Origin of the sequence: Arthrobacter sp. Soil764 (assembly GCF_001428075.1) — a bacterium.
Lineage (GTDB): Bacteria > Actinomycetota > Actinomycetes > Actinomycetales > Micrococcaceae > Arthrobacter.
The window spans coordinates 13,673-36,463 of sequence record NZ_LMSI01000011.1; the positions used below are offsets into that span (position 1 = coordinate 13,673).

Sequence of the window (22,791 nt, forward strand, 5' to 3'; positions counted from 1 at the left end):
GGATTCTCCTGGAAAGTTTCCGGGGCCAGTTATTGGCCGTAGACGTTCTGGTAGCGGGCGTAGAGGGAATCGATGGAGTCCTGGTCGATGGGCAGCGGTTCACCCAGCTGCCGCGAGATGTGCACGGTCCGGGCCACTTCCTCGCACATCACGGCCGCCTTCACGGCAGACCGGGCGTCCTTGCCGATGGTGAACGGGCCGTGGTTCTGCATCAGGACCGCCGGGGAATTGGAGTTCTTGAGCGTCTCCACGATGCCCTGGCCGATCGAGTCGTCCCCGATCAGGGCAAACGGGCCCACCGGGATGGAGCCGCCGAACTCGTCGCCCATCATGGTCAGCACGCACGGGATGGCCTCGCCCCGGGCAGCCCAGGCGGTGGCGTAGGTGGAGTGCGTGTGCACCACTCCACCCACGTCAGGCATGTGGCGGTACACGTAGGCGTGCGCGGCCGTGTCCGAGGACGGCGACAGCGGCGGATTGCCCCAATCGACAGTGCCGCCGCCACCGACGTTGGTGCCCCGCACTGGAGTGCCGTGCAGGTCGGTCACGATCATCTGCTCCGGAGTCAGGTCCTGGTAGGAGACGCCGGAAGGCTTGATGACCATCAGGTCGGTCCCCGGCACGCGGGCCGAGACGTTCCCGGCGGTCCACACCACCAGTTCGTAGCGGGTCAATTCGGCGTGCAGCGCACATACTTCCTGACGGACCCGGGCAATGGTCTCCAGGATTCCTGCTTCGGTGCTCATGCGGACACCTCCATGGCCGTTTCGGCTGCAGAACCGGCGCCGGTGCCGGGAAGGACGGTCAGGGCAGCTCTGCGCTGGATGGCCTTAAGCCGGTGCATCACGTCATTGCCGCCGCGGCCGAAGTAGTCGTGCAGGGCCTTGTACTCCTGGAACAGCTCGTCGTATGCAGCGACGTTTTCGGGGATCGGGGTGTAGACCTCCCCGGGTTCGGCGCCCATGGCGGCAGAGGCTTCGCGGATGTCAGCGTATTCACCGGCGGCAACGGCGGCGTGAATGGCCGATCCCAGGGCCGGACCCTGCTCGGAGCCAATGGTGGACAACTGCAGGCCGGTGGCGTCAGCGTAAATCTGCATCAGGAGCCTGTTCTTCAGCAGGCCGCCGGCCACGATGAATTCCTTGACCGGAACGCCGGCGCCACGGAAAGCGTCCACAATGGTCCGGGTACCGAACGCAGTGGCTTCGAGCAGTGCACGGTACGTGTCCTCGGGCCTGGTGGCCAGGGTCTGGCCCACCACGATGCCGGACAGCTCGTGGTCCACCAGGACTGAGCGGTTGCCCGAGTGCCAGTCAAGCGCAATCAGGCCGTGCTCCCCGATGGCCTGCTGCGACGCGAGGCCGGTGAGGTACTCGTGGATTCCCACTCCAGCGTCCTTGGCCGCCTGGTGGTATTCCGGCGGGACGCCGTACTTGGTGAACCAGCCGAAGATGTCCCCCACGCCGGACTGCCCTGCCTCGTAACCCCACAGGCCGGGCACGATGCCGCCGTCCACAGCCCCGCACATGCCCGGTACTTCATGCAGTTCGGTGCCGTTCATGACATGGCAGGTGGAGGTGCCCATGATGGCCACCAACTGGCCGGACTCCACCGCCTTCGCAGCCGGTGCCGTGACGTGCGCGTCAACGTTTCCTACGGCCACGGCGATGCCCTCCGGCAGGCCCGTCCAGGCCGCCGCCTCCGCCGTCAGGGTGCCGGCGGCGTCGCCCAGCCGTCCGATGGTGTGCTCGAGTTTGGAGCTGACAAAACCCTTGAATTCGGGGTTCAGGGCGGCCAGGAACTCCTCCGACGGGTACCGCCCGTCCTGGTAGATCCCCTTGTAGCCGGCGGTGCACGCGTTCCGGACGTAGCGGCCACACAGCTGCCAGACAATCCAGTCGGCCGCCTCCACCCAGTGGTCCATTTCGGCGTAGGCTTCCGGGTCCTCTTCCAGCAGCTGCAGGCCCTTGGCGAATTCCCACTCGGAGGAGATCAGGCCCCCGTACCGGGGAAGCCAGTCTTCACCCCGTTCGGCCGCGAGCCGGTTGATCCGGTCGGCCTGCCCCTGGGCGGCGTGGTGCCGCCAGAGCTTCACATAGGCGTGCGGCCGGTTGGCATAGCCCGGCAGTTCGTTCAGGGGCGTGCCGTCGGCTTTGACCGGCACCATGGTGCAGGCGGTGAAGTCCGTTGCAATGCCGACGACGGCGGCCGGGTCGATCCCCGCGTCCGCCACCGCGGCTGGGACCGCGCTGCGCAGGACGTCCCGGTAGTCGTTGGGCACCTGAAGTGCCCATTCCCCGGGAAGCCGTGCCCCGTCGTCGCCCGCCACGTCCTTGGGCAGGGAATCGGTCACCACTGCATGGGGATACTCGTGGACGGCGCTGCCAAGCTCCTTGCCGTCGCGGACACGTACCACCACGGCACGGCCTGAGAGCGTTCCATAGTCCACCCCGATCACGCAGGGATCATGGCGGGGCTCGGAGTTGGAAGTGAACAACGCATCTGGCATGGGGTTGCCTCCATCCGGGAGGCATGGGCCTCATTACCGGGTTTTGTAGGGTCAGGGTCAAGCTAAGTGCTGCAGCAAGTGTGAACGCTAACAAAGCAGAAGTCAATGAAGTCGAAAGAGTTTCGGGATTTCTGGGAGGAGCTCTTGTTAGCGTTCACAAATCAGTCTATATTGAACCGACACATCAACAATGTGGCCAGGACCGGGAGCGTCGCCGCTTCCCCGTCCAACAACACTTCGCGGCAATGCTGCCGCGGAAGGAGATAATGGTGAGAATCAAAAAACTCATGGGCGCGGTGGCCCTTGTCCTCGCCCTGACCGTGGGCGCTACCGGTTGTGGCTCCCGTGGCGGAACCAGTGAATCCAGCGGCGCGGCGAAGCCCGCCGACTCGCTGGTTGGCATCTCGATGCCCACCCAGACATCCGAACGATGGATTGCCGACGGCGCCAACGTTGAGAAGTCCCTGAAGGACCTCGGCTACAAAACGGACCTGCAGTTCGCCAACGACGACATTCCAACCCAGGTCTCACAGATCGAAAACATGCTGACCAAGGGCGCCAAGGCCCTGATCATCGCCGCCATCGACGGCACCACCCTGACCGACGTCCTGGCAAAGGCCAAGGAACAGAACGTGAAGGTGGTCGCCTACGACCGCCTGATCAACGGCACCGCAAACGTGGACTACTACACCACCTTCGACAACTACACCGTGGGCGTCCAGCAGGCCACCTCGCTGCTGACCGGCCTGGGCCTGGTGGATGCGAGCGGCAAGAAGGTGGAGGGCAAGGGCCCCTTCAACATCGAACTTTTCGCCGGAAGCCCGGACGACAACAACGCCAACTTCTTCTGGACCGGCGCCATGGACACCCTCAAGCCCTACATGGACGCCGGCACCCTGAAAGTTCCCAGCGGCCAGACCAAGTTTGAGCAGGCCGCCATCCTTCGCTGGCAGGCACCCGTGGCGCAGAAGCGCATGGAGGACATCATCACCTCCGCCTACAGCTCCGGCACCAAGCTGAACGGCGTCCTTTCGCCGTACGACGGCCTGTCCATCGGCATCATCTCCGCCCTCACCAGCACCGGCGGCTACGCCAAGGGAAGCCTGCCGGTGGTCACCGGGCAGGACGCCGAAAAGGGCTCCGTGAAGTCGATCATCGCCGGCGAGCAGTACTCCACCATCTTCAAGGACACCCGCCAGCTCGGCGCGCAGGCCGTCAAGATGGTGGACGCCGTCCTCAAGGGCCAGGAACCGGAAACCAACGACACCAAGACCTACAACAACAAGGTCAAGGTTGTCCCGGCATTCCTGCTGAAGTCCGTGATCATCACCAAGGACAACTACAAGAAGGAACTGATCGACTCGGGTTACTACAAGGACTCCGACGTCAAGTAGTCAACGTCCGGGGGCTGTGGCCGGACCTCCATCCGGCCACGGCCCCGCCCGCAGCCTCCTGCACCAGCAGAAGGCCAAGCTTCGACCAGTCAGTGGGAATTGACGATGAACACACCCATTCTTCAAATGCGAGGAATCACCAAGACGTTCCCGGGCGTGAAAGCGCTGCAGGACGTCACCCTGGATGTGAACCGTGGAGAGGTCCACGCCATCTGCGGTGAGAACGGAGCCGGCAAATCAACGCTCATGAAAGTGTTGTCCGGCGTCTATCCACACAACACCTTCGACGGGGAAATCCTCTTCGAAAACGAACCCTGCAATTTCTCCAGCATCTCGGACAGCGAGAAGCGGGGCATTGTGATCATCCACCAGGAACTGGCGCTCAGCCCGTTCCTCTCCATCGCCGAGAACATCTACCTTGGCAACGAACAGGCCACCAACGGCTGGGTGGACTGGCGCAAGACCAACCTGGAGGCCGCAAAGCTGCTGGCCCGCGTGGGCCTCGACGAAAACCCTGTCACCCCCGTGCAGCACATCAGCGTGGGCAAGCAGCAGCTCGTGGAAATCGCCAAGGCCCTGTCCAAGGAAGTGAAGCTGCTCATCCTGGACGAGCCCACGGCCGCCCTCAACGACGAGGATTCCGGCCACCTGCTGGACCTGATCCTCCATTTGAAGGGCCAAGGGGTCACCAGCATCATCATCAGCCACAAACTCAATGAAATACGCAAGGTGGCCGATGCCGTCACCATCATCCGCGACGGCAAGACCATTGAGACCCTCCGGCTCGATGAAGGCCAGATCACCCAGGAACGGATCATCCGCGGCATGGTGGGCCGGGACCTGGAGAGCCTGTACCCGGACCGCGAGCCGAACATCGGCGAAGAGGTCCTCCGGATCGAAGACTGGTCCGTCCGGCACCCCCAGGACCACAGCCGCATGGTGGTCAGGAACGCCAACCTGCATGTCAGGAAGGGCGAGGTGGTGGGACTTGCCGGGCTGATGGGTGCCGGGCGCACCGAACTTGCCATGAGCGTCTTCGGCCGCACCTACGGCACCGCCACGTCCGGCAAGGTCTATAAGTACGGCGAGGAAATCAACACCGCCACGGTCTCGGACGCCATCAGGCATGGCATTGCCTACGCCACCGAGGACCGGAAGCACTACGGCCTGAACCTCATCGAGGACATCAAGCGCAACATCTCCCTGGCAGCGCTGCGCAAGCTCGCCAAACGCGGCTTCGTGGACAAGAACCAGGAGACCGTTGTAGCCAACGGTTACCGGAAGAGCATGAACATCAAGGCGCCCTCGGTGGCCGCCATCACCGGGAAGCTCTCCGGCGGAAACCAGCAGAAGGTGGTGCTGAGCAAGTGGATGTTCTCGGACCCCGACGTGCTTATCCTCGATGAACCCACCCGCGGCATCGACGTCGGCGCCAAGTACGAGATCTACACGATCATCGCCAAACTCGCGGCCGAAGGAAAAGCCGTGATCGTCATTTCCTCGGAACTTCCCGAACTCCTGGGCATCTGCGACCGCATCTACACCCTCGCCGCCGGCCATATCACCGGTGAAGTGCCCATTGCCGAGGCCACCCAGGAAACCCTGATGCACTACATGACCAAAGAGAAGGAATAGCGAAATGTCCGCCTTACGAGAATCGCTCGGATTCCTCACAAGCCGCCTCCGCCAGGTTGGCATCTTCGTTGCCCTGATCCTGATCGTCCTGCTGTTCCAGGGGCTGACCGGCGGAATCCTGCTTGAACCGCAGAACGTGACCAACCTGGTGGTCCAGAACAGTTACATCCTCATCCTGGCCATCGGCATGGTGATGGTGATCATCGCCGGGCACATCGACCTTTCCGTCGGCTCCGTCGCCGGGTTCATTGGCGCCGTGGCCGGCGTCATGATCGTGCACTGGGGCTGGCCCTGGTGGGCCGCAATCCCTGCCTGCCTGCTGGTCGGCGCGCTTGTGGGCGCCTGGCAGGGGTACTGGATCGCCTATGTGGGGATCCCCGCCTTCATCGTCACGCTGGCGGGCATGCTGATCTTCCGCGGACTGACGCTCATCACGCTCAAGAACCAGCAGATTACCCCCTTCCCCGCCGAGCTGCGGGCCCTGGGCGGCGGTTTCCTTCCCGACATCTCCGGCGGCACGTCCGTCCTGGAGTGGCTCACCGTCATCCTGGGCGTCGGTGCTACCGCGGCCCTGCTGATCCAGGCCTTCAAGGAGCGCAGGATCCGCAGGAAGTTCGATCTGGAAAGCGAACCCCTGGTCTGGTTCATCATCAAGACCACCTTCACGGCCCTGCTCATGCTCATCATCACGTTCCTGCTGGCCTCCTACCGTGGCACACCGATCGTCCTGGTGGTCCTGGCCGCGCTGGTGATCGCGTACACGGCACTGATGAACAACAGCGTCTTCGGCCGGCACACGTATGCCATCGGCGGCAACCTCCATGCAGCTGAACTGTCGGGCATCAAGACCAAGGCCGTCACGTTCCGGCTCTTCGTGAACATGGGCGTGCTCTCCGCACTGGCGGGCCTTGTCTTCACCGCCCGGCTCAACTCGGCGCAGCCCGCCGGTGGTACGGGCTTCGAACTGGACTCCATCGCCGCGGCCTTCATCGGCGGCGCCGCCGTCACCGGCGGCATCGGAACGGTGGCGGGAGCCATGATCGGTGGCCTGATCATGGGCGTGCTCAACAACGGCATGTCCATCCTGGGCCTGGGCACCGATTACCAGCAGCTCATCAAGGGCCTGGTCCTCCTTGTCGCCGTCGGGTTCGATATCTTCAACAAGAACCGCAGCGGAGGCGGCGGTGACCTTGGCAAGCGGTTCAAGCTGAAGACCACACCTCCGCCCGCAGAGGAAAAGCCGACGCCGGCTGCCAGCGAAACGGTGGAGGCAGGCGTTAAGTAGCAGTGCACTAAGCAGCACTCCACTGTGAGGGCCCCTGGCCCCGGATTTAGTCCGGAGCCAGGGGCCCCTTTACGTGTGTCCGGCGCGTGCAGGACGGTCATTCCGGCGCATGCACACGCCCGCTCTTTACGGCGCTGCCGCCAGTCCCGTGGCAACGTCTGCCGGCGAGCGCCGGCGGCGGCTGAGGAGGATGAAGGGTGCCGCCAGCAGCTGCACCGCGCCGCCCAATGCCAGAGACGCGGGATAGCCGAAGACGTCGGCGGACCTCCCGAGCAGCGGCTGCACCACCACTCCCCCGCTGGATCCCATCAATGAGGCAAAACTCAGGACTGTTGCCCGCTGCTTCGAGCCGATCATGTCATTCAGGTAGGCCTGGCGCACCGGGGTGCCGGCGGAGGCCACCACGGCCCAGAGTGCCAGGAGCACCAGTGCCAGCCAGAAGATGCTGGTGGCCAGGAGCACCACCAGGACTATGGAGCTGGTGACGGTGGAAGCGATCAGGACGGTGGTCCGGCGGCGGACCAGTTTGCGGACCACCGGGGCCAGCCAGCCGCCGACGATGTCCGCGCCGGCAACGATGGCGGCCGCCAGGCCTGCGATGGCGTAGGCCCTGGGGTCTCCGAACAGCTGCAGCAGGTAGGGCTGGAGGGCATAGAAGACATAGAACCCCACGCCTTCGGTGAACGGTGCGGCCAGCATCATGTACCTCACCGGCGGGTTCCGAAGGCCGCCGTCCAGCGATGCCTTGAGGACCGCCCGGGTGGCCTGCACGGGGTGCGGCGAACGTTCCGGTGTGAAGCCGACGTCGTGCATGAGCAGGAAGGCCACCGCGAACATGGCCACCAGCACCCCAACGCGCAGCAGGAACGGTACGCCCAGGTTTGTTGCCTGCGCGATCACGCCGCCGGCCACTGAACCGGCCAGCATGGCGATGCCGGAGACCATCTGGCCGCGGCCCAGGACCGCTTCCAGTCCGCCGTCGTAACCGGAAAAGTGCAGGGCGTCCACCAGCCAGGCTTCCACTGCCCCCGAGAAAAAGGTGAAGCCAAGCCCCAGCAGTGCCGACACCGCGGCCCACCACCAGAACGGCGCGGACAACTGCCACAGCAGGTAATAGAGGTAGGTGGAGGCGGCCAGGGTCACGGTCCCCAGCAGGAATGATGCGCGCCGCCCCCAGCTGTCCGCCACCACCCCGGTGGGTACCTCGAAAAGCACCATCCCTGCCGTGAAGAAGGCGTTCGCGGCGAAGGCCTCAAGGTTGGTCAGCCCGGCGTCGAGCAGGAACAACGTATTGATCCCCCAAATGAACGATGCCGCAAGGGTGTTGCCCAACGTCAGCGTCAGGTAGACGGTCTGGATCTTCCGTGCTGCGGCGTTCACCGGCGGACGGCGCTCTTGATGCCTGTTCGTGCCACGGTGGACTCAGGCCGGGCTGTAGTTCGGGGGAACGGGGTCATGGCGCAGGTACTGGCGGCGGAAGCGCCCGGTGCCGGCCGTCAGGGCCCGCAGTTCAACTGCGTACCGCAGGAGTTCCTGGTCCGGGACTTCGGCGCTGATTTCCGTCAGTCCCTCGCCGGAGGAGGTGGTGCCGGTGAGGCGTCCCCGCCGGCCGGACAAGTCGCTCATCACCGTCCCCACGTGTTCGTCGGCCACGGTGATGGAGACCGAGGACACCGGTTCCAGCAGCTGGATCTTCCCCGCCGCCGCGGCCTCCCGGAGTGCCAGGGCCCCGGCCGCCTGGAACGCCGCGTCCGACGAATCCACACTGTGCGCCTTGCCGCCCACCAGGGTCACCCGCAGGTCAACTACCGGGAAGCCGGCAGAAACGCCTTTGTCCATTTGTGCCCGGACCCCCTTCTCGATGGACGGGATGAACGTACCCGGGATGACACCGCCCACCGTCTTGTCCACGAACTCGAACCCGGCGCCGCGCTCCAGCGGTTCCACCTCGATGTCGCACACCGCGTACTGGCCGTGGCCGCCGGACTGTTTGACGTGGCGGCCGTGGCCGGAGGCGGCAGCCGCGAAGGTTTCCCGCAGCGGCGTCACCACCTCCACGGTGTGCAGTTTCACGCCCTGGTCGCGCAGCCTGTCCAGGACCACCTCGGCGTGCGCTTCGCCCATGCACCACAGCACCAGCTGGTGTGTTTCGGCGTTCCTGTCCACCCGCAGGGTGGGATCCCCTGCCGCTATCCGGCCCAGGCTGCGGGCCAGTGCGTCCTCATCGCTGCGGGAATCGGCTTCCACGGCAACCGGCAGCAGCGGCTCCGGCATCTCCCAGGTGGCGAGCAGCAACGGGTTTTCCCGCGCGGAAATGGTGTCCCCCGTTTCGGCGCTACCCAGCTTTGCCAGGGCGCACATGTCCCCTGCCACGCAAAAAGGAACGGGCCGAAGGGCGGCACCCAACGGTGAATAGATGTGGGTCACCCGTTCATCGGTGTCATGGTCCTGGTGGCCCCGGTCCGCCAGGCCGTGGCCACCCACATGGACGGGAGAGTCTTCCCGGAGCGTCCCGGAGAAGACCCGCACCAGGCAGATGCGGCCCAGGAAGGGATCGTTGGAAGTGCGCACCACTTCGGCGGCGAGCGGGCCGGACGGATCGCAGGAGAGGCTTCCGGCCGGTTCCCCCGCGAGATCGGCGGTGTCCGGCAGGCTGCGTTCCCCGGGCGGTGGGAAGGCGCGGACCAGGAGGTCCAGCAGTTCAGCGGTGCCCAGCCCGGTGACGGCGGATGTGGGCAGCACGGGAAAGAACGAGCTACGGGCGACGGCGGTTTCCAGGTCGGCTGCCAGCACTGCTGTGTCGATGTCTTCGCCTTCCAGGTAGCGGTCCATCAGCGTCTCGTCTTCGCTTTCGGCGATGATGCCCTCAATGAGGTCACCCCTGGCCGGACTGGCAGCCGCACGTTCATCCGGGGTCGCCGGCCGGACCCCAGGCGTTGTATCTCCGGAGGCATAGTCCGTCACTTCCTGCGGCAGCAGGTCCAGCAGGGCCAGCGGGCCGGCGGTCTCCTCCCCTGTCCGCACCGGGACGCACAGCGGCAGCACGCCGTCGCCGAACGCTTTGCGGCAGGCGGCCAGGGCGCCGTCGTAATCTGCCCGCGGGTGGTCCATCCGGGTGATCACGACGGCGCGTGGCAGCTGCATGTGCCCGCACTCACCCCAGAGTGCGGTGGTGGTGGCGTCGATTCCGTCCACGGCGGAGACGACGAAGAGGGCGGCATCGGAGGCGCGCAGGCCTGCGCGCAGCTCGCCAATGAAGTCAGGGTAGCCGGGCGTATCCAGGAGGTTCACCTTGACGTCATCCACCATCAGGGGCACCAGGGACAGCGTGACGGACCGCTGCTGATGCACCGCGGCGGGGTCCGAGTCGCTGACCGTGGATCCGTCGGCGATGGAGCCTTTGCGGGTGATCATGCCGTTGGCCGCCAGCAAGGCCTCGATCAGCATTGTTTTCCCGGCGCCGGAGTGCCCCACCAGGGCCACGTTCCGGATCCGCGCCGGGTCCAGTGCTGCGATACCGGTGGCTTGGTCGACCCGTTTTGATTCAGGCCCGTTCCTGCCGCCCGCCGCCCGCGCTGACTCCTTGGTGCTTTTCACCGACATTGGAACCTCCTGGCATCATCGCCGACCCGACCGGACGTGTCCTCTGATTCGACACCCTGGACGGCGGGACGGCAAGAGCGCAGGCTATTTGCTGCGGGCTTTGCGGGTGGCTGCGTTGTTGGCCTTCTGGATGGCCTTCACCAGCTCATCCTTGTCCATCTTCGAGCGGCCCTTGACGTCCAGTTCCCGGGCCAGTTTGTAGAGGTGGTCCTTGGACGCGTTGGCATCGACACCACCCGCGGTGGGTTCGGAGGAGCGGAGGCCCTGTTCCGCCCGCTTGTCAGACGGTCCGCGTTTTTCCTTGGGCTCCCAGTGGTCGCCCACCTTCTCGTAGCTGTGCTTCAGGGAAGCGTAGGCTGCGCGGGCGGCCCGCTGCTCGTCCTGGTCGTAGGATTCAAGGGCGGAATCGTAGGTCTTGGCGAAGGTGTCCTGCGCCTTTTGCTCAGAACGCTGCAGGGTGGAAGGAAGTTCTTCCTTGCGGGCGTGGTCGTTCTTGCCGGTCTTGGGCATGGCACCCATCCTCCTTTAGTCAGCACGCTGATTATTTGGATGGATCCAGCTTAAGCCCGGACGTTCTCTGGAGCCCCCTGTCGGATTCGAACCGACGACCCCCGCTTTACAAGAGCGGTGCTCTGGCCAACTGAGCTAAGGAGGCGCGCCCCTGAGGGCATGCACCGTGAAGGCGCTAGATAAGGTTAGCCCAACTCCCGCCGGGCGTAAAAACGCGGCGGTACGGGCCGTGGACGCGGCAGGGGCCCGCCCCGGAAACGCTCCGGAACGGGCCCTGCCCCGCCTGGTACTACTAGCCCTTGGCGGCGATGGCTGCCTGCAGGAAGTCCGGGAACGGCGTCTGGGCGCTGTCCCCCTTGCCCCACTGCTTGCCATCCACGAACACGGTGGGCGTACCGGTGACCCCGATGGCCGACGCTTCCTTCGTGGTGAACTTCACGAACGGGCGGTAGGTCTTGTCGTCCACGCAGGAGTCGATCTTGACGCCCATGTCGGACGCCATCTTCTTCAGGTCGTTATCGGAAAGACCCGCGGTGCCCTCCGCCGGCTGCTTTTCAAACAGTGCGTTGACGAAGTCGGAGTACTTTTCCGGGGATTCGTTGACCACGCACGCTGCTGCGTTGGCGGCCCGGGAGGAGTAGTTGGTGGTGGACCGGCTGTCCAGGAAGCCGAGGGCCCGGTACTCAACGGTGATCTTGCCTTCGTTGCGCAGCGACGTGAGCTGCTCGTTGTACTGGGTCTCGAAGTTCTTGCAGACGGGGCAGATGAAGTCGATGTAGAGGACTACCTTAACCGGCTTGCCGGCCTCCGCTTCCGCCCCGGGCGCCACTACCTCGGCCGGCGGCGTCTTCGGGGCCTCACCGAGGGAGGCAGCGTCCACAGTGGCCGGCTCCGACTTGGCCACGTCCGTGTTGGCCAGCAGGGTGACACCGCCATGCACGTTGGCGTTGGCCGGAGTAGGACCCTGGTCCGCAATCGGGGCGTTCTGCTTGAGGCTGTTCGTCACCACCAGCGCCACCACCACCAGGATGGCCACAACTGCCGCCACGATGCCCCAGCCGATCAGCAGCTTGTTGCGCTTGTCCTTTTTTAGCTGCGCTTCGCGGATCAGGCGCGCCTTTTCGCGCGCCTCCGCGGTTCGCTCAGCCTTGGACTTACGTACTTCGTTTGCGGGGCTCATGAGTTCCTTGGGTCGGTCGACGTAGGGGGACCACTTCGTGGCACCTCCAACATTTTAGGGGAGAAAGCTGAGAGCTTGCGGTTTCAACCATTCCTTCGGGTTGACCAACGGACGAATAGCCCCGATGATTCCGTCCGGCTAGGGTGGCTTAGAGGCACAAGCAACCCAGGGGGCAGCAATGCAAACACCCGTCCAGGAAAAACCCGCAGGCAAAGCAACAGCCGGCAGCTCCGGTTCCGGCCACGCGGGCCACACCAAGTATGACTTCATGGTGGTCTCCAACAGGCTGCCCGTCGACAGGGTTGCAGCAGGCGACGGCCCTGACGACGAATCAGGCTGGCGCAGGTCCCCCGGCGGCCTGGTAACCGCGCTGGCGCCGATGATGACCAAGACCGACGGCGCGTGGGTTGGCTGGCACGGGGCACCGGACGAGACCGTGAAGCCGTTCAGCCATGGCGGAATGGACCTTGTCCCCGTCCAGCTCAGCACAGACGACGTGGAGCTGTACTACGAGGGCTTCTCCAATGCCACTCTGTGGCCGCTGTACCACGATGTCATCGCTCCCCCGGAGTTCCACCGGACCTGGTGGGACGCCTACCGCAAGGTCAACCGCAGGTTCGCCGACGCCGTCGCGCACCACTCGGACCAGGGCGCCACGGTCTGGGTCCAGGACTACCAGCTGCAGCTGGTCCCCCGGATGCTCCGCGAGGCCCGGCCGGACCTCCGGATCGGGTTCTTCAACCACATCCCGTTCCCGCCGCCGGAGATTTTTGCCCAGCTCCCCTGGCGCCAGGCCATCATCGACGGCCTTCTCGGCGCAGACCTGGTGGGCTTCCAGCGGCCCAGCGACGCGGGAAACTTCATGCGTTCCGCGCGCCGGTTCCTGGGCGCCAGCGTCAAGCAGCAGCAGGTGCATGTTAAGGGCCATGACGGCCGGATCACGCACATCGCACGGGCGCAGGCCTTCCCCATCTCGATCGACGTCAAGCAGATCAGCGAACTTGCGGCCAGGCCGGAGATTATCGAACGCGCCCGGCAGATCCGGCAGGACCTCGGCAATCCCAAGACCATCCTGCTCGGCGTGGACCGGCTTGATTACACCAAGGGCATCCGCCACCGGCTGAAGGCTTTCGAGGAGCTCCTCGCGGACGGCCGCCTCACAGTGGGCGATGCCACCCTCATCCAGGTGGCCTCCCCCAGCCGTGAACGGGTGGAGCAGTACCGGCTCCTGCGCGAGGAGGTGGAAGGAACCGTGGGCCACATCAACGGCACCTACGACACCCTGGAAAACACCGCCGTCCGCTACCTGCACCACAGCTACCCGGTGGAGGAGATGGTGGCGCTGTACCTGGCCGCGGACGTCATGCTGGTAACGGCCCTCCGTGACGGGATGAACCTGGTGGCCAAGGAGTATGTCACCGCGCGCAACAACAACGATGGCGCCCTGGTCCTGAGCGAATTCGCGGGTGCGGCTGACCAGCTCAAACAGGCCCTCCTGATCAACCCTCACGACATCGCGGGCCTCAAGAACGCCATCATGACCGCGGTCGAGCTCACCCCGCGCGAAGCGTCCCGGCGCATGCGGTCCATGCGCCGACAGATCCTGGACCACGACGTGGACCACTGGTCCGCCGACTTCCTGCGTGCCCTGAACGAGAAGGTGGTCCGCGATGACTCCTGACGGCCGCACCAAGGCGGCGCTGGCTCTTACCCCGGAACTCCGGGAAGCGCTGCGGCGGATTGCCGCGACAGAGCACCTGCTCGTGGCGATGGACTTTGACGGGACCATGGCACCTATCGTGGACCGCGCCCAGGATGCGCGGCCGCTTCCGCGTTCAGCGGCGGCGTTCGCAGGGCTCGCGGTGCTTCCCCGAACGACGACGGCGCTCATCTCGGGCCGTGCCCTCGCCAGCCTGCGGGAGGTTGCGTCCCCGCCGGTGGACACGCTGCTGATTGGCAGCCACGGCGCCGAGGCCTGGCTGGGGCCGGGTTCCACGGAACTTGCCCTGGATGAGGGCCAAAAAGCGCTCCTTGAAGAGGTGCGGGCCGAGTTGGCGGCGATTGTGGCGGAGGCACCGGGCACGTCCCTGGAATACAAGCCCGCCGGCGTCGTCCTGCACACCCGCCAGGCTGACGACGACGTGGCCGAGGACGCGGTGTCAGCGGCAAGGTCAGTGCTCCAGGACCGCAAGGGTGTCTTCCTGAAGGAGGGCAAGCGTGTCCTGGAGACCTCGGTGGTCAACGCGTCCAAGGCCGAAGGTGTCACCTTCCTGCGGCAGGCCACCGGGGCCACCGCCGTGCTGTTCGCCGGGGACGACGTCACGGACGAGGACGCGTTTGGCCGGCTTGAACCAGGCGATGTAGGGGTTAAGGTGGGCCTGGACTTCACCCAGGCCCAATACCGGGTGGAGGCACCTGTCCACATCGCCGAGTTGCTTGAGGCGCTGCTCCAGGAGCGGAGTGTCGCCGTCGCCGAGGAAGACCCCCAAGCCGCTTCCGGATAGGCCGTGGCCGGCAGCACATGTGACATTCGTAACATTTGCGATAAAAGAAGCAACTTCTGGCATACTCTTGGGTGTGATGTGGCGCACAGCAACCGTGCGGCGTCACGTGGTGCTCCGCTTAGCCGCGGAGCATTTTGTGGGAACACAACTGAATAAACATGAACCATTCACAACGGATCGTCCGGCACGTACCTGCCGGTGAAGGGATTGATAACTGTGGCTACAGTTACTTTTGATAACGCTACGCGTCTGTACCCGGGCACAGATAAGCCCGCCGTCGATAAGCTCAACATCGACATCGCCGATGGCGAATTCCTGGTCCTCGTTGGACCCTCCGGTTGCGGTAAGTCCACCTCGCTGCGCATGCTCGCAGGCCTTGAGGACGTCAACGCAGGCCGGATCCTGATCGGCGACCGCGACGTCACCGATGTTCCGCCGAAGGACCGTGACATCGCGATGGTTTTCCAGAACTACGCGTTGTACCCGCACATGACTGTGGCCGACAACATGGGCTTCGCCCTGAAGATCGCCGGCGTCTCCAAGGAAGAGCGCGCCGAGCGCGTCCGCGAAGCCGCAAAGCTCCTGGACCTCGAGCAGTACCTGGACCGCAAGCCGAAGGCACTCTCCGGCGGCCAGCGCCAGCGTGTTGCCATGGGCCGCGCAATCGTCCGTAACCCGCAGGTCTTCCTCATGGATGAGCCGCTGTCCAACCTGGACGCCAAGCTCCGTGTCCAGACCCGCACCCAGATCGCATCCCTGACCCGCCGCCTGGGCGTCACCACCGTTTACGTGACGCACGACCAGGTCGAGGCCATGACCATGGGCGACCGCGTCGCCGTGCTGAAGGACGGCCTGCTGCAGCAGGTTGACACCCCGCGCAACCTCTACGACCGCCCGAAGAACGTCTTCGTTGCCGGTTTCATCGGCTCCCCCGCCATGAACCTGCTGGAACTTCCCGTCGTCGACGGTGGCGTCCAGTTCGGCGGTACCGTCTACCCGGTGCCGCGCGACGTCCTCGAAGAGGCACACGGCTCCACCGTCACGCTGGGCAGCCGCCCGGAAGACCTGGAAACCGCTCCGCACGGTGAAGGCCTGAAGGTTGAGGTGGACGTCGTCGAAGAACTGGGCGCCGACGCCTACGTCTATGGCCACACCACCCTGGATGGCAAGGACCACGACATCGTGGCACGCGTCGACGGCCGCCGCCCCCCGATGAAGGGTGAGGTCATCTACGTCCGTCCGCAGTCGGGCCACGTGCACCTGTTCGACACCAAGACCGGCCTGCGCCTGGGCGACTGACCTAAGCACCGACCAACCGACGGCGGCCTTCCTTACTGGATGGCCGCCGTCGGCGTTTAACCGTGCCTGCAGAAGAATTAGCTGGCCGCGTCCATCTACGGAAGAATTGAGCCCATGACCGAGGAACACAGCGCCCAGTGGCATGACGAACCCACCGACTACGCCCAGGTGGGTAAGCTGCCGCGGTTCGTGGCCGCCAGTGCCGATGACAACAAGGCAGCCTCGGTAGCCTCATCGCTGAGCATCACGGCCGCAGCGGCGGATCCCGAGCTGCTGGACCTGCCCTGGCACATTGCGCTCGAAGAGTGGCCGGCCCAGTACCTGGCGGCACTCCCCCGCGGTATCTCCCGGCACATCGTGCGCTTCGCCCACCTTGGCGGCTCGGTCATCGCCATCAAGGAAACCTCCGAGCATGTGGCCCGCCACGAGTACCACATGCTGCGCAAGCTGGCACGGCTGGATGTGCCCTGCGTGGAGCCCGTGGCCGTGATCACCGGCCGTACCACCCCGGACGGACGCCCGCTGAACCCCGTTTTGGTAACCCGGCACCTGAAATTCTCCATGCCGTACCGCGCGCTCTTTTCGCAGATGCTGCGCAAGGACACCCTCACCCGCCTCATCGACGCCCAGGCGCTGCTCATGGTGCGGCTGCACCTGATCGGGTTCTACTGGGGCGACGTCTCGCTGTCCAACACCCTGTTCCGCCGTGACGCCGGCGCGTTCGCCGCCTATCTGGTCGATGCCGAAACGGGCGAGCTCTACCCGGACCTCTCCACCGGTCAGCGCGAATACGACCTGGAAATTGCCCGCGTTAACATCGCCGGTGAGCTGATGGACCTCCTGGACGGCGGGCTTATCGAGGAAAAGGTGGACCCGGTGGCCACCAGCGAGCTGATCATGGACAGCTACCGGCGGCTGTGGGCTGAGCTGACAGAGAAGGAATCCTTCGAACTGGGCGAACGCTGGCGGGTGAGTGCCCGTATCCGCCGCCTGAACGAACTCGGCTTCGACGTCGAGGAATACGCCATCAAGACCACGCAGAACGGCTCGACCATCCAGCTCCAGCCCAAGGTGGTGGACGCTGGGCACCACCAGCGGCGGCTGCTGCGGCTCACGGGCCTGGACGCCCAGGAGAACCAGGCGCGCCGCCTCCTGAACGACATGGACTCCTTCCGCGCGGACAACAACCCGGAAATGGATGAGGAATACAGTGCCCACCTGTGGGTCAGCCAGATCTTCGAACCAATCGTGCGCGCCATCCCCCGCGACTTGTCCGGCAAGCTGGAACACGCAGAGGTGGTCCACGAGGTCCTTGAACACCGCTGGTACATGTCCGAGAAGCAGGAACGCCACATTCCGCTGGCGGAGGCCGTGCAGTCCTACATCGACTCGATCCTGCGGCACCGGCGGGATGAAGCCGCCATCATGCTGAACCCGGACACCGAATTGCTGAAGATCCTTGAGGTGGAGAACGAGGAGTCCCGCTACGGTGCTGATGAATCCGTGGACGAGTATCCGGACTCGGACGACTAAGTCCTAGATCGCCTTACCGGGGTTGAGGATTCCCGCAGGATCAAACAGGTCCTTGATTTTGCGCTGGAGTTCCCGGACCGGTTCCGGCTGCTCCTGCCCCAGCCACCGGAGTTTGTACTGGCCCACACCGTGCTCGCCGGTGATGGTGCCGCCCATCTCCAATGCGGCCGTAATCGACTCGTCCAGCGCCACCTGAAGCCGCTGCATCGCCGCGGAGTCCACGCTTGCCCCCTGCCGGTCGATCCAGAAGGTGGGGTGGAGGTTGCCGTCACCGGCGTGGGCCACCACCTTCAGGTGCACCTGCTGCCTGGCGGCCATGGCTTCCAGCTCTGCGACGTAGTCCACCAGCCGGGACCGGGGAACAGCCACATCTTCGCCGACGCGGTACTCGTCGTCCACCTCCGTCCCCCTGCTGTGCCGGCGGAGTTCCACCAGCCGCTCCGCTTCGGCACTTGCCTCCGTGCTGACAGTCGCCCCGCCTTCACGGAGGACCTGGCGGACCACCTCCGCCTCGGCGGCGGCCCCAAACCCGTCCGTCTGGATCAGCAGCAGTGATTTTCCGCGGGCGGTGAGGTCGGAGCCGTGGATGTCATCGAGCTGGGCGAGGGTGCCGCCGTCGAGCAGTTCCATGATGGCGGGCTGGACGCGTGCCTTGCCTACGGCCAGGACCCCTGCTGCGGCACTCCTGAAGTCCGGGTAGAAGGCGGCCACGGTGTGGACTTCCCGGGGCAGGTACTTCAGCCGCACAGTAATTCCGACGACGATGCCCAGGGTTCCTTCAGACCCCACGAACAGGCCCGTGAGGTCGTAGCCCGCCACGCCTTTGAAGGTTCGGTGGCCTGTGTGGATGAGGGATCCGTCGGCCAGGACGACGTCCAGCGCCAGGACCGAATCCCTGGTGACCCCATATTTGGCGCAGCGCAGGCCGCCGGCGTTGGTGGCGACGTTGCCGCCGATGGTGGAGCTTCGGAAACTGGCAGGATCGGGGGCGTACATAAGCCCATGCGCTGCGACGGCCTCATTGAGGACGGCATTGACCACTCCGGGCTCCACCACGGCAGTCTCATCATCGGGGTTCACGGCGAGGATCCGGTTCATCCGCTCCAGTGAGAGGATGATGCAGTTCCTGGTGGCATGGGCACCGCCGGATACTCCAGTGCCTGCGCCCCTGGGGACAATGTCCACGCCACTGTCGGCACAGGCCTTTACCACTGCCTGGACATCGGCAACTGATTCCGGGAACACCACCGCCAGGGGAAGCTGGAAATCGATGACGGGCGCCTGGTCAATGGCATACCGCCGGAGCGAGACCTTGCTGACATCCACCTGCCCCTGCACCAGGATCGCATCCAGCTCGTCAACGATGCTTCCCACAAAGCCTCCACCCGTCGTCGGACATATCTCCCCAGTTTAGGCCGTCCTGCACGCCCGATTCGGGCCCGGTTTTCCTGCAACCGCTTCCAGTTCCGTCGCTTGGGAGACGAGGAGAGTGGCGGGATACCTTCCGTAACGAGGAATGGAAGCGTTTTCATTAACGCGCCGCCGACGCTATGCTGACTCTCATGTCTGTCGATACTGTGACCCACGACACCTCTGCCGTTGCTGGTCCCCTGACGCTCATCCATGCTGCCGACACCGCTCCCGGCTGGTGGCGCTCCGCCGTGATCTACCAGGTGTATCCCCGGTCGTTCCGCGACCTGAACGGCGACGGCGTCGGAGACCTCGCGGGAATCACCGAGGAACTGCCGCACCTCGCAGACCTGGGCGTCGATGCCGTGTGGCTCTCACCCTTTTACCGCTCCCCGCAGCGCGACGCCGGATACGACGTCAGCGACTACTGCGACGTGGACCCGATCTTCGGCACGCTCGGCGACTTCGACGTCATGATGGCTGAATCCCACCGGCTGGGCCTGAGGGTGATTGTGGACCTGGTGCCCAACCACTGCTCCGACCAGCACCCCGCGTTCCAGGCAGCCCTTGCTGCGCCGGCCGGAAGCCCCGAGCGGGACATGTTCATCTTCCGCGACGGAACGGGCCCCGACGGACAGGAACCGCCGAACAACTGGCAGTCCCACTTCGGCGGACCCGCCTGGACGCGGGTAGAAGGCACGGCTGGCCAGCCGGGCCAGTGGTACCTGCACCTCTTCGATTCCTCGCAGCCGGACTTCAACTGGGACAACCCGGCCGTCCATGCCGAGTTCGAGCGTGTGCTTCGTTTCTGGCTGGACCGGGGCGTCTCCGGTTTCCGGGTGGATGTTGCCCATGCCCTGGTGAAGGCGCCGGGGCTGCCTGCTTGGGGCGGTCGCGCGGACGGCGGCAGCAGTGACGGCTACCCGGGCCACGAGGCACCCATGTTCGGCCAGCCCGCGGTCCATGACATTTACCGTAACTGGCGGCTGATCCTGGACGAGTACGGCCCGGACCGCATCCTCTGCGCCGAGGCAAGCGTGGACCTCCACCGGTTGGCGCATTGGGTCCGGCCGGACGAGATGCACCAGGCGTTCAACTTTCCCTACCTTCATGCCGGCCTGGACGTCTACCGGCTGCGCTCGGTCATCACGGACTCCCTGACCGTCCTGGACGGCGTGGGCGCTCCGAGCACCTGGGTTCTCTCGAACCATGACGTGGTCCGCCACTCCACCCGGTTTGGCTACAACGGCCATGGTCCCCGCGACGGTGACGGCATCGGGGTGGCCGATCCCCAGCCGGATGAGGAACTGGGCCGGCGCCGCGCGGCTGCCGCTTCACTGTTCATGCTGGGCCTGCCCGGCGCCGCCTATCTCTACCAGGGCGAGGAGCTGGGGCTGCCGGATGGCATCGACATCCCCGGCCACCTGCGCCAGGATCCGACATTCGCGCGTACCGGGGGTCAGCGGCTTGGCCGTGACGGCTGCCGGGTGCCGCTGCCCTGGCGGGCCGGGGACAAGCACCTGGGCTTCAGCTCGGGCAGCGATCCCTGGCTGCCCATTCCTGCCTCGTTCGGCGGGCTGGCGCGGGACCTGCAGGCGGAGTCGCCGTCGTCGCACCTGTCCCTCTACCGCTCCGCTCTTGCCTGCCGCAGGGACCTGGACCTGGGCAGGGGTTCCCTGTCCTGGGCCGAGGACTGGTGCACCGGGTCCTCGCTGGGGTATGTGAACGGCACTACGCTGGTGCTTATGAACCTGAACCACGAGCCGCTGGAGATGCCCGCGGGCCGCGTCCTTGTCCGCAGTGACCTGTCAGGCACGGAAAGACTCCTGGCCTCGGGCGAGACAGCCTGGATCAGCATTCCTGCTGCAGACTGACAATGGCGGGCATCAAAGAAGTTGCCAGCCGGGCCGGTCTGTCCGTCGCCACCGTCTCCCGGGCGCTGAGCGGCAAGTCCAACGTCTCATCCCGGAGCCGCCGCCTTGCACAGGAGGCGGCGCGGGAACTCGGGTTCGTCCCGTCGTACCACGCGTCCAGCCTCGCGTCCGGACGGAACCACAACATTGGGCTGGTGGTACCGAACGTCCACCGATGGTACTTCTCCTCGGTCCTGGAGGGTGTTTCGGAAACCCTGCTGGACGCGGGCTATGACCTGACGCTGTACAACGTGGGCGAGCAGCCGGAGCACCGCAGCAGCATCCTGAATGACTTCCTGCTGCGGAAACGACTGGATGCCGTCATCGCGGTGGCACTGGTGCTCAGCGACGAGGAAATCGGCCAGTTGCTCGCCGTGCACCGTCCCATTGTGGGCATCGGAGGGGCGCTGCGTGGCGCTTCGACCATCAGAATCGACGACGAGGGCCTGGCCATGATGGCCACACGGCACCTGATCGGGCTGGGCCATACCCGGATCGCCCATGTCACAGGGGACGCGGCCCTGAACCGCGACTTCAAGCTTCCGCAGCTCCGGCAAAAGGGGTTTGCTGCGGCAATGGCAGCCGCGGGACTGCCGCTGCGGCAGGAGTGGCAGGCGACGGCCGACTTCACCATTCAGGGCGCATATGCAGCGGGCCGCCGGCTGCTGGGAACTTCCACTGAACGCCCCACCGCAGTTTTTGCGGCGTCGGATGAGATGGCAGTGGGCATCATGCTCGCCGCGAGGGACTTCGGCCTTCAGGTCCCGCGGGATCTGTCCGTCGTGGGCATTGACGGGCACGAACTTGCAGAGACGTTCGGCCTGACCACCATCAGCCAGGATCCGAAGGGCCAGGGCAGGCTGGCGGCTGCCACCGCATTGGCTTTGCTGGACGGCCCCGGAGGACAGTCCGACGGCGGCGCGGCCGGGGATGGAGCGCGGGACCAGGAATACCCAACAGAATTTGTGGTCAGGAGCAGCACCGCGGTGCCGCCGGACACAGCCGAGCACCGGGGTTAGGCAACGAGTTACCCCAGGGAGTCATCCGGGGCGTCCTCCGCTCCCATGAAGCGGGCATACCTGTCCAGGATCAGCGGCCAGGCCTCCGCGTACCCTTGGCGCGCGGCAGCAGGATCCTCGGCGCCCTCCCATCCTTCGTGGAAGACCCGGACTTCCGTTCCCGCGTCGACGGCGCGGAATACCACCAGGAGCTCAGTGGACCACAGCGCCGTGGTCCCGGGATGCCAGCTGGCGTGGAACGAGAGCGGCGGCTGCCAGTCATCAAGGGTTCCCCAGATACTGGTGCGGCCGTCGTCTGCGGTTTCGAGGATCAGGTTCTCTTCAAACTCGACGTATGAGCCTGCACCATAGACACCATGCTGGTCCAAGGGCCACCACAAGTGGGTGTGGTCGGTAAAGCCAGCGAAAGCCCGGGCAACGGGGCCAGGGACAACGACGGTGTTCATCACCGGTTCCAGGGGATCAGTTGCCCGCTGTCCAGCGTCGTCAAAAGGATCCTGTGCGTGGCTGAAGATGCTGCTCATGGGGAAATACTTTACCGGCGTAATCCTGCGGAGGCGGCACGCAGCCAGGAGGAGGGGCTGGGTGCGCGCAGCTGAGTAGTTAAACAAGTGCTTAAAGTAGTAGGACCCTGACGTTCCGTTGTCAGGGTCCTACTTAATGTGTGTCCGGCGGTGACCTACTCTCCCACACCCTCCCGGGTGCAGTACCATCGGCGCTGTGGGTCTTAGCTTCCGGGTTCGGAATGGGACCGGGCGTTTCCCCCACGCTATGACCGCCGTAACCCTTGTACCCGTCACCAACCCGTGGGGGTGGTGTGGGAAAACTGTGGTTACAACATTGTGGTGTTGTTATTCAGTTGTGTTGGTTCCGTTCAACCATTCCCCGGGTGCCGGGGGTTGTTGGTTGGGAACCACATAGTGGACGCAAGCAGAGTTTTGTATATGTCTGTGTGGTGTAAGTTGTTGGCCTATTAGTACCGGTCAGCTTCACGAGT

General features: G+C 65.1%; 17 protein-coding genes, 1 tRNA gene and 1 rRNA gene. 9 read left to right on the forward strand and 10 right to left on the reverse strand.

All coding sequences use genetic code 11. The features are described 5' to 3' along the window. Positions 1 to 29: 29 nt before the first annotated feature. Together ASG86_RS07555 and araB are read right to left on the reverse strand one after the other, a co-directional pair. Entirely contained in the window at positions 30 to 746 is a 717-nt protein-coding gene (locus ASG86_RS07555) for an L-ribulose-5-phosphate 4-epimerase (RefSeq protein WP_056332157.1), read from the reverse strand. After that, positions 743 to 2,509 (reverse strand): ribulokinase, encoded by a 1,767-nt coding sequence (araB, locus tag ASG86_RS07560; protein ID WP_156386144.1) that lies wholly within the window; start codon positions 2,507 to 2,509, stop codon positions 743 to 745. The genes ASG86_RS07555 and araB overlap by 4 nt, the downstream gene beginning before the upstream one ends. A 266-nt stretch (positions 2,510 to 2,775) precedes the next feature. Between araB and chvE the strand changes: the two genes are divergently transcribed. From chvE to mmsB, 3 genes are all read left to right on the forward strand, one after another. Beyond that, on the forward strand, positions 2,776 to 3,903 hold the full coding sequence (gene chvE, locus ASG86_RS07565; RefSeq protein WP_373427689.1) for a multiple monosaccharide ABC transporter substrate-binding protein: 1,128 nt from the start codon (positions 2,776 to 2,778) through the stop codon (positions 3,901 to 3,903). A gap of 105 nt (positions 3,904 to 4,008) precedes the next feature. Next, the gene (gene mmsA, locus ASG86_RS07570) at positions 4,009 to 5,538 is read left to right on the forward strand and encodes a multiple monosaccharide ABC transporter ATP-binding protein (protein ID WP_056332162.1); all 1,530 of its coding nucleotides are present in this window, start codon (positions 4,009 to 4,011) and stop codon (positions 5,536 to 5,538) included. Positions 5,539 to 5,542: 4 nt separating this feature from the next. Next, the gene (mmsB, locus tag ASG86_RS07575) at positions 5,543 to 6,823 is read left to right on the forward strand and encodes a multiple monosaccharide ABC transporter permease (protein WP_056332164.1); all 1,281 of its coding nucleotides are present in this window, start codon (positions 5,543 to 5,545) and stop codon (positions 6,821 to 6,823) included. 126 nt (positions 6,824 to 6,949) lie between these two features. Here the strand turns inward: mmsB and ASG86_RS07580 are convergent, their stop codons facing one another. The 5 genes from ASG86_RS07580 to ASG86_RS07600 form a co-directional block, all read right to left on the reverse strand. Further along, entirely contained in the window at positions 6,950 to 8,203 is a 1,254-nt protein-coding gene (locus tag ASG86_RS07580) for an MFS transporter (RefSeq protein ID WP_056332166.1), read from the reverse strand. A gap of 42 nt (positions 8,204 to 8,245) precedes the next feature. Continuing rightward, positions 8,246 to 10,426, reverse strand: a complete 2,181-nt coding sequence (locus ASG86_RS07585; protein ID WP_056332168.1) for an elongation factor G-like protein EF-G2 — start codon at positions 10,424 to 10,426, stop codon at positions 8,246 to 8,248. Between the two features lie 84 nt (positions 10,427 to 10,510). Beyond that, entirely contained in the window at positions 10,511 to 10,936 is a 426-nt protein-coding gene (locus ASG86_RS07590; protein ID WP_056332190.1) for a ChaB family protein, read from the reverse strand. A 68-nt stretch (positions 10,937 to 11,004) separates the two neighbouring features. Beyond that, positions 11,005 to 11,081 (reverse strand) — tRNA-Thr (locus ASG86_RS07595). 147 nt (positions 11,082 to 11,228) lie between these two features. Next, entirely contained in the window at positions 11,229 to 12,116 is an 888-nt protein-coding gene (locus tag ASG86_RS07600) for a DsbA family protein (RefSeq protein ID WP_056332170.1), read from the reverse strand. Between the two features lie 178 nt (positions 12,117 to 12,294). On the opposite strand from ASG86_RS07600, the gene ASG86_RS07605 reads away from it, so the two are divergent. The 4 genes from ASG86_RS07605 (at position 12,295) to ASG86_RS07620 (ending at position 17,452) form a co-directional block, all read left to right on the forward strand. Beyond that, a complete protein-coding gene (locus ASG86_RS07605) occupies positions 12,295 to 13,797 on the forward strand; it encodes an alpha,alpha-trehalose-phosphate synthase (UDP-forming) (RefSeq protein WP_056332172.1) in 1,503 nt (500 codons plus the stop codon). Continuing rightward, entirely contained in the window at positions 13,787 to 14,620 is an 834-nt protein-coding gene (otsB, locus tag ASG86_RS07610; protein WP_056332174.1) for a trehalose-phosphatase, read from the forward strand. Before ASG86_RS07605 ends, otsB begins: the two co-directional genes overlap by 11 nt. 216 nt (positions 14,621 to 14,836) lie before the next feature. Beyond that, on the forward strand, positions 14,837 to 15,919 hold the full coding sequence (locus ASG86_RS07615; RefSeq protein WP_018772048.1) for an ABC transporter ATP-binding protein: 1,083 nt from the start codon (positions 14,837 to 14,839) through the stop codon (positions 15,917 to 15,919). A 114-nt stretch (positions 15,920 to 16,033) separates the two neighbouring features. After that, entirely contained in the window at positions 16,034 to 17,452 is a 1,419-nt protein-coding gene (locus tag ASG86_RS07620; protein WP_056332175.1) for a DUF4032 domain-containing protein, read from the forward strand. Between the two features lie 3 nt (positions 17,453 to 17,455). Here ASG86_RS07620 and ASG86_RS07625 read toward each other — a convergent pair whose 3' ends face one another. After that, complete coding sequence (locus tag ASG86_RS07625; RefSeq protein WP_056332178.1) at positions 17,456 to 18,826, reverse strand: FAD-binding oxidoreductase; 1,371 nt, start codon at positions 18,824 to 18,826, stop codon at positions 17,456 to 17,458. A gap of 188 nt (positions 18,827 to 19,014) precedes the next feature. Here ASG86_RS07625 and ASG86_RS07630 point away from each other — a divergent pair, with 188 nt between their 5' ends. Both ASG86_RS07630 and ASG86_RS07635 read left to right on the forward strand, forming a co-directional pair. Further along, positions 19,015 to 20,736: a glycoside hydrolase family 13 protein gene (locus ASG86_RS07630; protein ID WP_235565131.1), complete on the forward strand. Its 1,722-nt coding sequence runs from the start codon at positions 19,015 to 19,017 to the stop codon at positions 20,734 to 20,736. 2 nt (positions 20,737 to 20,738) lie between these two features. Continuing rightward, on the forward strand, positions 20,739 to 21,794 hold the full coding sequence (locus ASG86_RS07635) for a LacI family DNA-binding transcriptional regulator (RefSeq protein ID WP_056332182.1): 1,056 nt from the start codon (positions 20,739 to 20,741) through the stop codon (positions 21,792 to 21,794). Positions 21,795 to 21,802: 8 nt separating this feature from the next. Here the strand turns inward: ASG86_RS07635 and ASG86_RS07640 are convergent, their stop codons facing one another. Continuing rightward, the gene (locus ASG86_RS07640) at positions 21,803 to 22,318 is read right to left on the reverse strand and encodes a hypothetical protein (RefSeq protein WP_056332184.1); all 516 of its coding nucleotides are present in this window, start codon (positions 22,316 to 22,318) and stop codon (positions 21,803 to 21,805) included. A 142-nt stretch (positions 22,319 to 22,460) separates the two neighbouring features. Then, a 5S ribosomal RNA gene (rrf, locus tag ASG86_RS07645) occupies positions 22,461 to 22,577 on the reverse strand. Positions 22,578 to 22,791 lie beyond the last annotated feature (214 nt).

Excerpts from the sequence above, each read along its gene's own strand:
- ASG86_RS07555 (WP_056332157.1), bottom strand. The coding sequence starts at position 746 with ATGAGCACCGAAGCAGGAATCCTGGAGACCATTGCCCGGGTCCGTCAG.
- araB (WP_156386144.1), bottom strand. The coding sequence starts at position 2,509 with ATGCCAGATGCGTTGTTCACTTCCAACTCCGAGCCCCGCCATGATCCC.
- chvE (WP_373427689.1), top strand. The coding sequence starts at position 2,776 with ATGGTGAGAATCAAAAAACTCATGGGCGCGGTGGCCCTTGTCCTCGCC.
- mmsA (WP_056332162.1), top strand. The coding sequence starts at position 4,009 with ATGAACACACCCATTCTTCAAATGCGAGGAATCACCAAGACGTTCCCG.
- mmsB (WP_056332164.1), top strand. The coding sequence starts at position 5,543 with ATGTCCGCCTTACGAGAATCGCTCGGATTCCTCACAAGCCGCCTCCGC.
- ASG86_RS07585 (WP_056332168.1), bottom strand. The coding sequence starts at position 10,426 with ATGTCGGTGAAAAGCACCAAGGAGTCAGCGCGGGCGGCGGGCGGCAGG.
- ASG86_RS07590 (WP_056332190.1), bottom strand. The coding sequence starts at position 10,936 with ATGCCCAAGACCGGCAAGAACGACCACGCCCGCAAGGAAGAACTTCCT.
- ASG86_RS07600 (WP_056332170.1), bottom strand. The coding sequence starts at position 12,116 with ATGAGCCCCGCAAACGAAGTACGTAAGTCCAAGGCTGAGCGAACCGCG.
- ASG86_RS07605 (WP_056332172.1), top strand. The coding sequence starts at position 12,295 with ATGCAAACACCCGTCCAGGAAAAACCCGCAGGCAAAGCAACAGCCGGC.
- otsB (WP_056332174.1), top strand. The coding sequence starts at position 13,787 with ATGACTCCTGACGGCCGCACCAAGGCGGCGCTGGCTCTTACCCCGGAA.
- ASG86_RS07620 (WP_056332175.1), top strand. The coding sequence starts at position 16,034 with ATGACCGAGGAACACAGCGCCCAGTGGCATGACGAACCCACCGACTAC.
- ASG86_RS07630 (WP_235565131.1), top strand. The coding sequence starts at position 19,015 with ATGTCTGTCGATACTGTGACCCACGACACCTCTGCCGTTGCTGGTCCC.
- ASG86_RS07635 (WP_056332182.1), top strand. The coding sequence starts at position 20,739 with ATGGCGGGCATCAAAGAAGTTGCCAGCCGGGCCGGTCTGTCCGTCGCC.
- ASG86_RS07640 (WP_056332184.1), bottom strand. The coding sequence starts at position 22,318 with ATGAGCAGCATCTTCAGCCACGCACAGGATCCTTTTGACGACGCTGGA.